Genomic DNA, 15,468 nt, shown 5'->3' on the forward strand with positions numbered 1-15,468 from the left:
GCAAGAAAATGAGATAAATAACAATTTCTGCGGGATTTTCTTGCACTTTCTCATAGCGATGCCATGATAGGAGCATGACTATGTCCGCGATTGTCTTTCTTAGACTCCCATGCAAAAATTTGCTCTGATAGCAACATTCTCTCTTGGCTTGCTTACTAGCCTGACTGCTCAGGCAGGTTCTGGCTATTATCTGGTCAGTATCTATGAGAATGAAGGCGAAAAGACGATAGACTTCAAATCCTGGTCTTCCTTCATCGACAATCGGCCTACTTCGACAGTACCTGAATTAGGTTTCAGTTACATGCCCAACAAGACCTGGTATACCGAGGTGTATGCCAGCTGGTTCAGGAGGGGTGCTGCTTCATTGGCCAATAGTGCCTGGACCTGGCAAAACGATTTTTTGCTTACCCATGGCCAGTATCCTGTCGATCTGGCTTTGCATACCAGCTTCAATAAAAATACCGATAGCAGCCGGGGAGTGGATTTTGAATTTGGCCCCGCCATGCAAACCGAATTTGGCCGTTTACAAGTCAACACCAACCTGTTCCTGGAGCGCACTTACCAAACCAGTCCGGCAACGCGCATGCAAATGAAATACCAGTGGCAGACCAAGTACCGCTATCGCCCTGAGCTGGAATTTGGCGTGCAAGGCTTTGGCGAGCTGGGCAACTGGGATAGCTGGTCAACCCAAGCCCTGCAATCGCACCGTGCTGGCCCCATGGTATCCGGCACTTTCAGACTGGGGAGCACCGCGGAAAGCCAGCAAGCCATCAAGTATGAAGCCTCGTATGTCGTCGGCAAGCTCAATACCCGCCATGCGGGCGTCTTTAGCATGCGCCTGCAATACGCCTTCTGATCTGCACACAATTTGCCCGGTTTGCTATATCCTCGTCATCTTTACTGATTACCATCTTTGGTATTAATTTCCCTTATCCCGTATTTATATGAAAAAGCTACTGATATCTGCTTTCATGCTGGCGCTGGCCAGCCTGCCGCAACTGAGTTTTGCCTGGGGGGCTGATGGTCACCAAACCGTGGGGGCTGTCGCTGAGAATTTGCTGGCTGGCAGCAAAGCCGGTGCCCAGGTCAAAGCCCTGCTGGGCGACAATAGCCTGGAAAAAATGGCGGTATGGGGTGATTGCGTCAAGGGCATAGCACCTGAAAAAGACTTCGCCTATACCTCTACCGGTCGCTATCCTGAGTGCGCGCCCTTCGAGACAGCAGCAGGCATCGCTGCCATGGCTGACTATGTAAAACGGAATAACACCAATTGCAACCCGGCTTTTGACGAAGAAAACTGCCACAAGCAATATCACTATGCAGACGTAGCCTTGCAACATGACCACTACAAAACCGGTTATGTAGGCACCAGCGACCATGATGTGGTCAATGCGATACGCGCTGCCGTGGCAGTTTTGCAAGGCAAGCCCCAGCCAAAACCCTTTAATTTCAAGGATAAACAAGAAGCCCTGGCCTTGCTGACCCATTATGTCGGTGACTTGCACCAGCCCCTGCATGTAGGCTCCATCTTCTTGAATGCCGATGGCAAGATCATTAACCCTGACGAGGGTCAGTATGACCGTGGTAGCAATACCGTGGGCGGCAATGCCCTGCAATGCCCCTGTGGCAACTTGCATTCGCTGTGGGATGATTTGCCGCAACAATACAAACGCGGTCGCATGAATGATGCGCTGACTAAAAAAGCCAAGGCATTGACACTGGCGCAAGCCCCTATTGAAGACTTGCCAGTATTGTGGGCCGATGATGCCATACGCGATGCCAAACAATTATTCGCAGGCACGCAATTCAGCAAAAGCACTCCCAACCAAAAAGGCAATAACTGGTCTATCGCCTTACCATTGGAATATGAAAAAACCATGCTGAACATGAAGGATGATGCATTGGCACGCGCCGGAGCGCACCTGGCCCAGATGTTGAAAACTATCTGGCCAGAATAATTTCACCTATTTTTTCAGCACCTTTATTTTCTTAGGAAATTTGCCATGGCTTTTACCCCCGTACGCTGGATAGGAAAAGGTTTTAAATACCTATGGACGGCGCTGGATTTCAGTCGCCGGATAGTATTAAACCTGTTGATGCTGATCATCCTGGTTTCAATCGCCATTAGCCTGTTCAGTGGTGGCGCTAAAAAAATCGAAGACAAGACAGCCCTCTTGCTGGATTTAAAAGGCACTTTGGTTGAGCAGCATACTGGCAGCGCCCGTGAAACCCTGCTGGCCGAGGCCCGCGGCGACATCAAGAAAACCACGCAATTACGCGATATATTGGCGGTGCTGGATCAGGCTGCAAAAGACCCGCAAATCAGCAGCGCCGTCTTGCTACTGGATGACATGGGTGGCACAGGCCTGCCCATGCTGAGGGAAGTTGCCGCAGCCATAGACCGTTTCAAGGCAACAGGCAAACCGGTGATCGCCTGGGGTTCCAGCTTTGACCAGCGCCAATACTACCTGGCAGCGCATGCCAATGAGGTTTATCTGCACCCCATGGGTTCAGTCATGATCACCGGTTTTGGCCGCTACCAAAACTATTATCGCGATGCCCTGGATAAACTGGGCGTGACAGTCACTGTGCTGAAAGCGGGTAATTTCAAAAGCTTTGGTGAACCCTATGTGGCCAATGCACCTTCTGCAGAAGCAGCAGAAGCAGAAAGCTTTTTATACAATGCCATGTGGAAGACTTATACAGGCGACGTAGAAAAAGCCCGCAAACTGCCTGCCGGCAGCATCATGAATGGCATCAATGATCTCAGCAATCTGCTCACCGCTTCAGGCGGCGACATCGCCAAACTGGCCGTCAATACCAAACTCGTCGATGGCTTGAAAACCCGCGATGAAATTCGTGAACTCATGCTCAAGCGTGGGATCAGGGATGAGCAAATCAAGAGTTTCCGTCAAATCCCGTTTGAAGATTACCTGGCCCGTATCAAGCCTAAACTGTTTGGCGATGCTGTGGGCGTAGTGGTTGCCTCTGGTGAAATCAGCGAAGGTATGGCGCCACCCGGCTCCATCGGTGGTTTGTCCACGGCAAGCCTGATACGCAAGGCGCGCGAAGACGATAGCATCAAGGCCATCGTCTTGCGTGTGGATTCGCCTGGTGGTAGCGCCTTTGGTTCAGAACTCATACGCCGTGAACTTGAGCTGACACGCAAGGCGGGCAAACCAGTCGTGGTTTCCATGGGCAATGTGGCTGCTTCTGGTGGTTACTGGATATCCATGGCATCTGATGAAGTGATTGCTGATGAAGCGACTATCACTGGCTCCATCGGCGTCATCGCGATTTTGCCTACGGCGGACAAAGCAGTGGAAAAACTCGGCGTGCATACTGCTGGTTCACCGACTACCTGGCTGGCTGATCCATTTAATCCCCTGCGCCCTTTGAACCCACGTTTTGCTGAAGTATTACAAGGTAGTATCAACCATACTTATGCAGACTTTACTGGCAAGGCAGCAATCGCCCGCAAAACCACGCCAGAGAAAATCAATGAAGTCGCACAAGGCCGTGTCTGGACTGGTGCGCAAGCCAAAGAACGTGGCCTGATAGACAATGTAGGCAGTTTTGCTGATGCCCTGAAGTCAGCCTCCAGCCGCGCCAAACTGCCCCAGGATTATCGCATCAGCTATATAGAGCGTGAGCCTTCCAAGTTTGACCGTTTCTTCTCCATCTTTGGCGCTCAAACCGCCAAGGTCTTGCAAGAACAGTTCAAACTGGCATCCGTGCCTAGCGGCCTGCCGCCTACAGCAGCCACGCAAATACTGAATGACTTGAGCTGGTTGAATGAAGTCAATAAGGAAGGCAAGAGCTTTACTGCATTGACACATTGCTTGTGCACGACACCTTAGTAAAACGTACTTGTTTTTCAAAAAAATCCCACATCATGCGGGATTTTTTTTGTTCACATCCATGGCTTCACTCCAAGCCCTGCGTTCAGGACATGACAAATGTCATAAGAAATTGATGGCATTTACTTCTGTTTTGTTCTTCACTCCTGCGGCAAGATGACTGCATCTGACAACAAGGAGAAAAATATGCGCAAAACCACTCTCGCCATCGCGATGGCCCTCTGTACCAGCGGCATGCACTACTCTGCAAGCGCTGCAGGTTTTTTGATCGAGCATGTCCGCGTATTTGATGGACAAAAAATCCAGCCCGACAGAAATGTCCTCATCGTCAATGGCAAGATCAAGGATGACAATTTCAAAGGCAAGCCTGCCAGCGACATCAGCATTATCAATGGCACTGGCCGCACACTGCTACCTGGCCTGATTGATGCCCACGTACATGCCTATCAATACCAGGAATTGCCGCTCTTGTATGGTGTGACTACGCAAATCGACATGTTTACCAATGTCGATCAGATGAAAGAAATCAATGAAAAAATGCGCAAGGGTGAGAACCGTGACCGTGCCGATCTGATTTCTGCCGGTGTGCTGGCAACCGCGCCCGGCGGCCACGGAACTGAATATGGCCTCGCCATCCCCACCCTGACCAAGCCGGAAGAAGCACAAGCCTGGGTAGATGCACGCATTGCCGAAGGTTCGCATTTCATCAAAATCGTCATCGAACATGGCTATGAGAAACGTCCTTTCAATACCCTGGATAATGCCACGGTAAAAGCGCTGGTGCAGGCAGCCCATGTGCGCAATAAACTTGCGGTGGTTCACATAGGCACGCTACAAGAGGCGCAAGATGCGCTGGCAGCAGGAGCGGACGGCTTGGTTCACCTGTTTGAAGGCAAGCAAATCACTGATGCAGAAGTCGCTGATCTCATCAATGTAGCAAAGCGCAATCATGCATTCATCATCCCCACTTTCTCTGTCCTCGAAAGCATAGCGGGTCTGAAAGAAGAAGAGGTACTGGCGGATAAACGCATGATCGCCTTCTTGAACAAGACACAAATTCCAACTCTGCATGCCCCTTATGGAAAACAAGCTAATCCTGAATGGCTGAGCGTACCCAAAAAGCTGACAGTTGCCATGCATGCAGCTGGCATTCCCATCCTGGCAGGCACCGATGCTGGTAACTCTGGCACACAATATGGCATCAGTCTGCATCATGAAATGGCAACGATGGTCGATGCCGGTTTGAGCCCGACTGCTGTATTGGCCTCGGCCACGTCAGTACCGGCTAGCGCATTCAAACTGAAAGACAGGGGGCGCATAGCCAAGGGGTATAAGGCAGACTTGCTGCTGGTGACGGGCGAGCCCGACAAAAATATTACTGACACTCGCAATATCGTCGAGGTATGGAAAGATGGCGAACGTGTGACAGCACAACGTGAGCAAAAACTGCAGGAAATCGCTCAAGAGAACGCGCAAAAGTCCCTGGCGCTGGAACTCCCCGCCGACGGCCGCATAAGCTTGTTTAGCAAGAACAAGCTGGCCAGCCCCTTCGGCGCAGACTGGACGCCATCGACCGATGCTTTCATGGGTGGCAAATCCAGCATAGAGATCAAACTCGCAGAAACAGAAACCGCCAATGAGCAAGCCGTACTGAACGTTGAAGCAGAAATCAAACCTGGCTTTGCCTACCCTTGGGCAGGTCTGGCTGTCCTGACTGGTAAAACACCAATGGAGGCTGGCGACCTGAGCCAATTCAATACCTTGAAGTTCAGGGTCAAGGGCGATGGCAATCAATATGCGGTAGGCATCAGTGTCAAAGGCAGTTATATCCCCATCTCTGTGCCATTCAAGGCGACAGAAGAATGGCGCGAAGTCAGCCTGCCCTTCAGTAAATTCCAGGGCCTTGATCCAGCTACCATCACGGTGATTGCTTTCAATGCGGGCCCTCGAGCTGGCACATATCGTTTTCAGATTGCCGATATCCGCCTTTTAAAGGAATAATGTCGTACTCTCAGCAATCAAGACAATAAAAACCATCAAGACATTCCAGCTTGAACCTAAATAAAAAAGTGATGAAGCAAATCCTGTCAAAACTCACCGCACCCTGGGTGCCTGCCCGTTATGGCAAGGCACCCTATTTCTGGCTATTTTCTTTTGCCATCATGGGCTGGAAATATTTTTACGTCAGGCCAGATCTGCAGGAAGCAGGTCTGCTGGCGGCCAGCATCCTGGTTTTCCTGCCTCTTTATTTTTATAGTTTTTGGCACAGTGGCTGGAAAAACTGGCTGTGCATCGCCGTGATCTGTGCGATAGGTATAGCCTGGGCGCCTTACAACTATGGCGGATCAACATTCTGCATTTTTGCTGCCACCATGTGCTCACGCATGCCAGAGACCAGGCATGCCTATCTGAGCCTGCTGGCTATTGCCCTGGCAGTTGTGATCAGCAGCTTTATCTTCCAGTTTGAAGCAAGTTTCTGGATACCAGCCATCATTTTCAGTATCCCCAGCGGCGTTGGTGCGATCATCGGCGAGCGCCTGGCACGCAGCAATGAAAGCCTGATCAAGAAGCAGGAAGAAGTTGAATACCTGGCCGCCCTGGCTGAACGTGAACGCATCGCCCGCGACTTGCATGACTTGCTGGGCCACACCCTCTCTGTCATCACCCTGAAAGCCGAGCTGGCTGGCAAGTTATTTGAACGTAATCCTGCAGCCTCTAAAAAAGAAATCCATGATATTGAGCATACCGCCAGGCAAGCGCTGGCTGAGGTAAGAGCTGCCGTCATCGGTTATCGTGCGACGGGTCTGGGACATGAATTGCAGTCCGCCAAAAATGCTTTGGATGCGGCCCAAGTCACACTGGTCACTGATATACAGCAAATCAGTATTGCGCCTGCAGCAGAAAATGTGCTGGCGCTGGCAGTGCGTGAAGCGGTCACCAATATCATACGCCATGCCCAGGCCAGTCTTTGCCATATACGCCTGAGCATACTAGATCATCATGTCCTGCTGACCATCAGCGACAATGGCATAGCCGGGCAAAACAATGCCATCCACAAAGGTAGCGGACTCAAAGGCATGAACGAGCGCGCCCAGGCCCTGGGCGGTAGTTTGCAGATACTCACCCGTACCGATACTGCAGGCTTGCAATTGGAATTGTCTCTGCCCATGAAAGAAAAAATATGATACGTATCATCATCGCAGAAGACCAGGCCCTGGTATCTGGTGCACTGGCAGCATTGCTAGGTTTGGAAGATGACCTGGAAGTTATCGCGATGGCAAAAAATGGCCAGGAAGCTCTGGCCTTATGCGAAAAAGAACAACCAGACATCGTCGTCACTGATATAGAAATGCCTATCATGACAGGCCTGGAACTGGCTGCCGCCATCAAGGAGAAAAAACTGTCCAGCAAAGTCGTGGTCCTGACCACCTTTGCCCGCAGTGGTTACCTGCGTCGTGCCATGGCCAGCGGTGTGCGCGGCTATATGCTCAAGGATGCCCCGGCAGAAACCCTGGCGGCTGCCATACGCACAGTACATACCGGTGGACGGGCCATCGCACCAGAGCTGGCCATGGAAAGCTGGGGCGGCGAGCAAGACCCGCTCAGTGAGCGCGAGCGCCAGGTTCTGCGCCTGGCTGGCACCGGCTCCACCAGTATCGAGATTGCCAAGCTCATGCACCTGTCTGAAGGCACGGTGCGCAATTACCTGTCTGAAGCCATCAGCAAATTGCATGCAAAAAATCGTGTGGAAGCTTATAGAATGGCGCGCGATCAAGGCTGGCTATGATAAAAACGCACACCTGTGCTTCTTTGAACCATTGTCAACTCCGGTGTTTTCGCAGGGAAATAGTCTATGATGAATTGCATGTGAACGAGATCCGTACCGGCTACACATGCAAGAACATTACACACACCAAGTGACTGAGAATCACGATAAATCACGAGAGCCTGCTTTTCAGACTTCTCCGACTTCTCCGACTTCTCACACTTCTCAGACCTACCCAAGTTCATTTTCCTTACCGACTTTCCTGGGGCTTGCACTGTTGGCTCTGGGGCTGGTCGTCATCAGCGGCTGGCTATTACAGGTCAGGGCGATGGTAGAAATACGTGTTGGTTTTGTGGCCATGGTGTTCAATACCGCCCTGTGCTTTACCCTGACAGGACTGGCATTGGCCTTGCCAGGCTTGCGACAAAAACCATATGCACGACTACAAAGCTGCATAGGATTTTTCCTTTTCAGCCTGTGTGGCCTGGTATTAATTGAGCATCTTTTTGATATTAATCTGCATGTAGACTGGGGCTTTCTGCACCTCTGGCTACAGGATGGCAATATCCGCCCTGGGCGGCTGGCTCCCAATACGGCAATCGGGTTCATGCTGACTGGTCTCAGTTTATTGCTGCGCAATCGCATCAATAACCGGGCCAGGGAACTTACTTATCAAATCCTGGTTTTTTGCATATTGGCGATAGGTTTGACTGGCTTGGTAGGCTATATATTATCGCCGGATCAATTATTTGGCTGGGCGCGTTCAGCCCGCATGGCGATACATACTGCCCTGGGCATGATAAGCATTGCCATTGCGTTGTGGACAAACTGGCATCATGCCAATAATGTCCATGCAATGAAATTTTTTCAGTTGCACGAAGAAATAGGTTTCATGAGTGCTGCCATACTCTGCATTGCCACCCTGACTGCGGGCCTCACCGGTTTCGTGTTCCAGCAAAGCATACTGGAAGATTCCTTGCGCGAAAAACTCCAGTTCCAGCTCGATAAACAAAGTAAGCTGATTCAGTCCACGCTGCTGCAAGCTCAGACCAGCGCTGAGCGTGCCGCCAACAATGTGCATTTATCTCGTGCAGCCCACCAACTGACACTGCAGCCTGATGATGCAAAAGTCAAAACAGAGATACAGGCAGAACTGCAAAGCATGATGAATGATGGCCTGCACAGTGCTGACATCATCTCAGTTGACGGCAAAGTGCTGCTGCACCTAGGCGAGCAAAGCGATGCCAGCAATACCAGGCTAGCACTCCCTCATTATCCCGATCACTTTGCTGCCATCGAATGGGATAAGGAGTTGACGCTGTATACCGATGCCCCCTTGACAAAAGGACCGCTCAATTTTGCGCGTCTGCATCTCCATCAACGCCTACCCCTGTTACAGGCACAATTGTTTGACTTGCATGGCCTGGGTGACACCGGTGAAATAGCTCTGTGTGCTGGCATGGCAACTACCCTGATTTGCCTGCCATCTGGCCGACAAAGTCATAGCTATACAGTCAATAAAAAAAATAGTGCTGGCCAACCCCTGCCCATGAGTTTTGCCATAGAAGGTAAGGCTGGCCTGATCGCGACCCAGGACTATAAAGGAAACAATGTCATGGCAGCCTTTGGCCCCTTAAGCAGCAACCTGGGGCTGGTGGTCAAGCAGGATACAACAGAGCTGTATGGCGCAATCCGGGCACAACTGAAGTTCGTGATACCTGCCTTATTACTTATTCTGGGTTTGGGTGTCGCCCTCATGCGTTCGCAAATCAAGCCCCTGGCCAAACGCCTTGCCGACTCCGAGAATCATGCCAAAGAACGCCAGTTGGAAATGAATACCGTGTTCAGCAGTGTAGGCGAAGGTATCATGACCATTAATGAGCGAGGTATCGTAGAGTCATTCAATGACGCAGCTGCGATGATATTTGGCTACCGTGCGGAAGAAATGATAGGCCAGAGTCTGCAAAAATTAATGCCCATAGAAATGCGCAAAAGCCATGAAGCGGGCATGCAGCATTACATGAAGACCGGCGAGAGCAAGGTCCTGGGACGACCAAAACTGGAATTGCCGGGCTTGCGCAAGGATGGCACCCAATTCACCCTGGAATTAACGGTGAATGAAATCAAGCTCGATACACGCAGGATTTTTGTTGGCGTGGTCAGGGATATTACCGAACGCAAGCAATTCGAAGAAAAACTGATTTTCCTGGCGCAGTATGATGTGCTGACCGGCCTGCCCAACCGCGCCTTGTTCATGGACAGATTATCAGGCGCCATCCTGCGGGCCAGCCGCACGCGTAGCGCACTGGCGGTCATGTTCCTGGATCTGGATGGCTTCAAGAATGTCAATGACACTCTGGGTCATCATACCGGCGACGAATTACTGAAAGAATTTGGTCACCGTCTTTGCATGGCCGTACGCAAAACTGATTCCGTAGCCCGCCTTGCCGGTGATGAATTCACCATCATACTCGAGGGCTTGAACAACCCTGAAGACGATACCCGCGAAGTGGCAGAAAAAATCATCCAGTCCATGCAAGACCGTTTTTCTCTGGGTGAACACCAGATCAACATCACCACCAGCATAGGCCTGGCGATCCAGGAAAATGGTGAATCCGACCTGGACGAATTACTGCGCCGCGCCGACGACGCCATGTACAGGGCCAAACATAGTGGGAAAAATCGCTGGAGTGTTTAGAGTGAGTGATGAGCTTATTGCCCTACGCATCAACTAAGGTTTTCTGATTCCCTTGCACTTTGGCTTTGAAGATGGAAATACTGGCGCTGTTACCATCATTAATGCCGTCTATGTTGCTGTTGGTATCGCTATTCTGATTACCGCTCTGCCTGTTGATTGCCGTCGCATCTGCACTGACATGTATTACTTTGCCCTTGAACATGCCGTCCTCCTGGAAGGCGTTAGCGGCCAGTTTGATTAGAAATAATTTTAAATTGATAATGAACTGGGTATTAATCAAAACTACTTTTTTTATTTGGATCAATGCGTTTGAAATAATCTGGATACGAACTGGAGCCATTAAAGTCACGTCCATTTTTTTCCGCCAATGTAAGAAAATTTGTTTTTAAAAAAGCTCCGTCAATAACCAAATTTGTGTCATAAATGGCCACTGGCAAATCGGATAAAGTAATGCGCTTCCATTGGTCGTGGTCCCATTTAAAACAAAGATATAAGGAATCCTTGTATCCATATTTTCGATATTCCCTTGCAGTAGCAGGTGTGGCAACAATGTACAAATTTCCTTGATACACATTAAAAATTTTTGGCTTGAGATGTTCGTGCCATTGCACATCTTGATTCTTTGTTTCAGGTAAATTTACAGTTAGCCATGATTCTCGTTCTATACATGACGCCATGCTGTCACCTGTGGAACCACTGTCGCAGTTTCTTTTTTGAATAACAGTAATAATCCTTCCATCGTTCAATCGCACTTCTTCTTTCCAGACTTTTTCGCCAGAACATGCGCTCAAACTTGCTGCATATCCAATTGAAAATACTATTTTTTTCATTTTCTCAAACATTTTGCATTCCTTAAAAATCGAAATTTGCGATTGAAAACCGATCTTACTTTTGCGTCAGGTCACCAAAAACCGACACAGTACTACTGGGTATCAATCGTATAACCTGGACAAACTCGAATGAGACATATATTTTTTCACTATAGATTGCGTTTGTCTTAAAGTGCATCTCGCGCCTGGCGAGGAAAAGTGTCTTGAATAAAGACTTTGTAAAAGGTCTACAATACTGCCTGTCACAGCAAAACAGGATAGTTTGAAGTGCTCGACTCTCTCTTGCCACATAGCAGTTATGCTCCCCATCCCTTATTAGCAGACATTTGCATGCATTTCCTGGTCAAGGAAGTGCCTTCCTGCTGGTATACGGTGCCTGCCAGTCCGCTGCCCATGCTGATCTTGACGATCAAAGGGGCTGTAGAAATGGAGGGTGGCCGGGCTTTGCCAGCCATGAGTATCCTCGGTGCCAGCCGCTGTCATTATCGTGGCAGGGCAGAACCAGGCTCAAGGTTCATGTCAACTGCTTTCAGGCCGGGCAAACTCAGTGCCATACTTGGTTGCCCTGTCGATGAATTCAGCGACCAGGTCGTCGACCTTCATGACATCTTGCCTTCATCTACCTGCCATGAACTCAGTGAAAGACTGGCATCCGCCCGGGATACCGCCACCAAGGTCAGGGTCGTGCAAGATATGTTGATACGCTTGCGTCTGCTAGAGAAGCCACATGCGCCCCCTTTGATCTTGCCACATCTATGGCTAAACAAACCTGCTGATGAACTGGCAACTTGCCTGGGCCTGGGTACACGTCAGTTTGAACGGCGTTTCCTTGCCACCTTCGGCCAGAGCCTGCGCAGTTTCAAACAGCAATCACGCTTCGGCGTATCTCTGCTGCAAATATTGCTGGGGCAATTACCCGCTAAGACCTGGGCAGAGTGCGCACTAAGCTTTGGCTATGCCGACCAGGCCCATATGAACCGCGATTTCACACGCTTTGCCGACCGCACACCCGCGCAATTAATGCGTGGTATTGCCGGGCAAGATCCGGCACTCTGGGCTTTCAGTTTCAATGTTGCCGACTTGGGGAAATTCTTTGTCCCCTCCGATGACCTGCATGTCGTTTCGGTTCAAGACCAGACAGCTGCCTAAATTCATAATCGGGGCATCTCATCGCTGGAGCCCCAAAAATGGAAGAGCAAAACGGTTTATTTCAGGATTCTTACATCCTGACCAATGTCAATGACTTGATGAACAAGGTGCAGAGCAATAGCATTTGGTATCTGTCTTTTGGCCTGGCTTGCTGCGCTGTGGAAATGATGCAGGCTGCCAGCGCCCGTTACGACATGGACAGATTTGGTTTCATGCCACGCGCCAGCCCTCGCCATGCCGACCTGATGATCGTTGCGGGCACGCTCACCAATAAAATGGCCCCTGCCCTGCGCAAAGTGTATGATCAGATGCCAGAACCGCGTTATGTAATCTCCATGGGTTCTTGTGCCAATGGCGGTGGTTACTACCATTATTCATATTCAGTAGTGCGTGGTTGCGATCGTATCGTGCCTGTCGATATCTATATTCCTGGCTGCCCGCCAACTGCCGAGGCGCTGATTTACGGACTGCTGCAATTACAAAACAAGATTAAGCGCAGCAACAGTATTGCCCGCTAAAAAGCATCGCACATACTAGCGGATAGTAATCTGCGTTATGCTAGCCTAATTGTCGTCACTGCAATTGAGCAGGTTTTCCCGGGAAATTTTAATCATGCACCGTAAGCACAGCACTTTGACTATCGCCATGCTTTTCAAGGAGGCGCCGACCAGCTGGGGCTTGCGGGGTGATCCATATCTATGGGAAGAATTGCAGGAATACTTTGCTACCGCTGCCTTGCCTGAAAGTGCCATTCTCTTACAAGAAAAAATTGAACAGGCATTTCAGGACTTAACTGGCTTGTCCATGTACGAGTCGGACAACTTTCTTATTCCACGGTTTGCCCATGGCGGCATGTCTTCAGGCCAGATCTGTACAAAATTCTGGCGTGAAAGTGCAGTACCCTTGCTCATGCAACGTTATGAGGCCAGCTTTCGAAAAGACAATAGCATGGATTAAATCTATTTGCTGCTTCCGTCGGCCTGGACTTCCGACGCATTCAATTCGCGCATGCTGTTGATTGCTTCCTGCGAAACCCAGATAAGTGTATTCATATAGCTATCCAGTCTATCTACCAGTTCTTTTCTGGGGCCATCTTTCCATTCGCTGGAAGCGTAAAAAGCATTTTGCTCGCGTTCCAGCGCTTCACGATCTTCATACGAGCGTATCAAAAAATACGTCGCTTCTTCGTGATCTGTATGTCCATAGGCAACCACATCCGTATCCCATTTCTTTAGCATGGGTACAGCCAGGCTATGCATGGCATGATGGAAAGCATCTGCTACGCCGGGCTTCAAGCGATAAGTGCGTATTTCTATTAATCGTTTCATGGCGATCAGCAATCTCACTCACATCTATCAGGAAAATAGGATTTCTTCGCTCTCGCTACAGGAGCAGGGATTTTGTGTCTTACTTACCTGAACGCAAATCACGTATATAAGCCAGTTCATTGAGCGCGACCTTGTTGCCTGGCTCTACTTGCAGTGACTCCAGCAATCTCATCTCTGCATCCTCAAGGCGCTTCAAGTCTATCAATGCGAAACCCATGCCGCGCAAGGCAGCGGCGCGGTAGGGGCGCTGTGATGGATAGGTGCGCGCAAGTTCATTGGCTCTGGTATAGGCAATCAAGCCCTCGGCAGGCTTGCCGCTCTGGTTCAGAATATAGCCCGTTTCCACGGCTGTTCCTGCTGAAATGGGTGCCAGCGCATCCATCTCTTTGGCGAATGCCAGGGCAGTGACGAAGTCACGCCTTTCTGCAGCGATGAAGGTTTGCATCTGCAAGCATTGCTGGTAACCCCAGTCTATCCATTCGAAATTTTCAGAATGGGTTTTCCTGAATTCATCAAATTCAGTTTTTGTCTGAAATGAATATTGTTTCTGCCTGCGATCAAAGATCGCTTCATACTCCTTACGCAAAGAGGCAGCCGTGCGCTCAGCCTCCGCCAGTCGTTTGGTGGCGACCAGTTCTACCAGTGCTTTTGAGTGTGGCCTGAGCTCTGCACCTTTGGCATTACTTATTTCGATTTGTAACTGGATCGCCTCACCGTTAGCCCCATCCTGTGCATGCCCATACATGCAAACCGCCAATCCCAAAAGTAGCAAGACGTTTTTTACATCATTCTTTTTCATGGTTTTTTCTAAAGAGAAGTGACAGAATCCATCATGCATCTTTTTATGATGCATGAAAGTTTTCAATTTAACATCGTACTTCAAGAGTTTTTTGCAGCATAATGCATACTTTCTCATTTAACCAGAGAATTATCGTATTTGGCTTGCAATGCCATTTCAGCGTGGCTCTGCGACAAAAAGCCTGAGTTTGACATAGGGCCGGATGCGGGCTTTCACTATCGATTCATCACCTTTACTCTCATCATGAACATGAAAAATTTGAGCCTGGCATCCCTGCTTTTCCTTGCAGCCACACTGAGCCACGCGCAAAAACCGCTGGAGCATAAAGCCTTTCAATACGCCACAATTGATGCGCTACTGGCGGGTGCCTATGAAGGTGAACTGACGGTAGATGAACTCAAGCGCAAGGGCGACTTTGGCATCGGCACTTTTAATCGTGTTGACGGAGAGATGATCGTGCTGGATGGTGAAGTCTTCCAGTTCAAAGCCGATGGCACGGTAGTAAAAGCTAGCGGCAAGCAATTGACACCATTTGCTGTCGTCACCAAATTCAATACCGACTATAGGTATGAAGTCAGCAAAGAAACCAGCATGAAAGAATTGGAAGAAATGCTGGACCAGCGTCTGGAAAACAAAAATCTTTTCTATGCGATCCGGGTGGAAGCTGAGTTTAAAGAATTGACGACACGTGCCATCTCACCTCAGGACAAACCCTACAAACCACTAGCTGAAGTCACCAAGACGCAAACATTGTTTAATTTCACCAATACCAGAGGCGTACTGGTTGCTTTCCGCAGCCCGGCTTTTTCCAAAGGCTTCAATGTGCCAGGTTACCACTGGCATTATCTGGCAAATGATCGCAAAGCCGGTGGCCATGTGCTGGCGCTCAGCCTTAGTCAGGGTGTGATCAAAGTCGGCGCTGTATCCGATATAGAAATCAAACTACCCACCAATAATATGTTTGCCAATACCAACCAGACTATTGATCGCTCGACTGAACTGAAGGCAGTTGAAGGCTTGCGCAAGGATTAGCTACCG

15 protein-coding genes are annotated in these 15,468 nt (G+C 49.7%); 11 read left to right on the plus strand and 4 right to left on the minus strand.

The window, feature by feature from the left end; all coding sequences use genetic code 11:
* The first annotated feature begins 109 nt into the window (after positions 1-109).
* From ACO0LF_RS15215 to ACO0LF_RS15245, 7 genes are all read left to right on the plus strand, one after another.
* The gene (locus tag ACO0LF_RS15215; RefSeq protein ID WP_423015349.1) at positions 110-856 is read left to right on the plus strand and encodes a hypothetical protein; all 747 of its coding nucleotides are present in this window, start codon (positions 110-112) and stop codon (positions 854-856) included.
* Positions 857-944: 88 nt separating this feature from the next.
* On the plus strand, positions 945-1,958 hold the full coding sequence (locus ACO0LF_RS15220; RefSeq protein ID WP_423015351.1) for a S1/P1 nuclease: 1,014 nt from the start codon (positions 945-947) through the stop codon (positions 1,956-1,958).
* A 45-nt stretch (positions 1,959-2,003) separates the two neighbouring features.
* A complete protein-coding gene (gene sppA, locus ACO0LF_RS15225) occupies positions 2,004-3,860 on the plus strand; it encodes a signal peptide peptidase SppA (RefSeq protein ID WP_423015353.1) in 1,857 nt (618 codons plus the stop codon).
* Between the two features lie 186 nt (positions 3,861-4,046).
* Complete coding sequence (locus tag ACO0LF_RS15230; RefSeq protein WP_423015355.1) at positions 4,047-5,861, plus strand: CIA30 family protein; 1,815 nt, start codon at positions 4,047-4,049, stop codon at positions 5,859-5,861.
* Between the two features lie 71 nt (positions 5,862-5,932).
* Positions 5,933-7,045 carry a sensor histidine kinase gene (locus ACO0LF_RS15235; protein WP_423015357.1) on the plus strand — a complete coding sequence of 371 codons (1,113 nt, stop codon included), beginning with the start codon at positions 5,933-5,935 and terminating at the stop codon, positions 7,043-7,045.
* The gene (locus ACO0LF_RS15240) at positions 7,042-7,647 is read left to right on the plus strand and encodes a response regulator transcription factor (protein WP_423015359.1); all 606 of its coding nucleotides are present in this window, start codon (positions 7,042-7,044) and stop codon (positions 7,645-7,647) included. Before ACO0LF_RS15235 ends, ACO0LF_RS15240 begins: the two co-directional genes overlap by 4 nt.
* 130 nt (positions 7,648-7,777) lie before the next feature.
* Positions 7,778-10,324, plus strand: coding sequence for a diguanylate cyclase domain-containing protein (locus tag ACO0LF_RS15245; RefSeq protein WP_423015361.1), 2,547 nt, complete (start codon positions 7,778-7,780; stop codon positions 10,322-10,324).
* Positions 10,325-10,346: 22 nt separating this feature from the next.
* Here ACO0LF_RS15245 and ACO0LF_RS15250 read toward each other — a convergent pair whose 3' ends face one another.
* On the minus strand, positions 10,347-10,526 hold the full coding sequence (locus ACO0LF_RS15250; protein ID WP_423015363.1) for a hypothetical protein: 180 nt from the start codon (positions 10,524-10,526) through the stop codon (positions 10,347-10,349).
* A 70-nt stretch (positions 10,527-10,596) separates the two neighbouring features.
* Positions 10,597-11,166 (minus strand): hypothetical protein, encoded by a 570-nt coding sequence (locus ACO0LF_RS15255; protein WP_423015365.1) that lies wholly within the window; start codon positions 11,164-11,166, stop codon positions 10,597-10,599.
* Between the two features lie 318 nt (positions 11,167-11,484).
* On the opposite strand from ACO0LF_RS15255, the gene ACO0LF_RS15260 reads away from it, so the two are divergent.
* The 3 genes from ACO0LF_RS15260 (at position 11,485) to ACO0LF_RS15270 (ending at position 13,260) form a co-directional block, all read left to right on the plus strand.
* Positions 11,485-12,303: a helix-turn-helix domain-containing protein gene (locus ACO0LF_RS15260; RefSeq protein WP_423015367.1), complete on the plus strand. Its 819-nt coding sequence runs from the start codon at positions 11,485-11,487 to the stop codon at positions 12,301-12,303.
* 38 nt (positions 12,304-12,341) lie between these two features.
* The gene (locus ACO0LF_RS15265) at positions 12,342-12,821 is read left to right on the plus strand and encodes a NuoB/complex I 20 kDa subunit family protein (RefSeq protein WP_423015369.1); all 480 of its coding nucleotides are present in this window, start codon (positions 12,342-12,344) and stop codon (positions 12,819-12,821) included.
* A gap of 94 nt (positions 12,822-12,915) precedes the next feature.
* A complete protein-coding gene (locus ACO0LF_RS15270; protein WP_423015371.1) occupies positions 12,916-13,260 on the plus strand; it encodes a MobA protein in 345 nt (114 codons plus the stop codon).
* 2 nt (positions 13,261-13,262) lie between these two features.
* Here ACO0LF_RS15270 and ACO0LF_RS15275 read toward each other — a convergent pair whose 3' ends face one another.
* Together ACO0LF_RS15275 and ACO0LF_RS15280 are read right to left on the minus strand one after the other, a co-directional pair.
* Positions 13,263-13,631 (minus strand): NIPSNAP family protein, encoded by a 369-nt coding sequence (locus tag ACO0LF_RS15275; RefSeq protein WP_423015373.1) that lies wholly within the window; start codon positions 13,629-13,631, stop codon positions 13,263-13,265.
* A 79-nt stretch (positions 13,632-13,710) separates the two neighbouring features.
* The gene (locus ACO0LF_RS15280; protein WP_423015375.1) at positions 13,711-14,430 is read right to left on the minus strand and encodes a hypothetical protein; all 720 of its coding nucleotides are present in this window, start codon (positions 14,428-14,430) and stop codon (positions 13,711-13,713) included.
* Between the two features lie 243 nt (positions 14,431-14,673).
* Here ACO0LF_RS15280 and budA point away from each other — a divergent pair, with 243 nt between their 5' ends.
* On the plus strand, positions 14,674-15,462 hold the full coding sequence (gene budA, locus ACO0LF_RS15285) for an acetolactate decarboxylase (RefSeq protein ID WP_423015377.1): 789 nt from the start codon (positions 14,674-14,676) through the stop codon (positions 15,460-15,462).
* The last annotated feature ends 6 nt before the right edge of the window (positions 15,463-15,468 follow it).

Source organism: Undibacterium sp. Di27W (assembly GCF_049340345.1).
GTDB lineage: Bacteria > Pseudomonadota > Gammaproteobacteria > Burkholderiales > Burkholderiaceae_D > Undibacterium.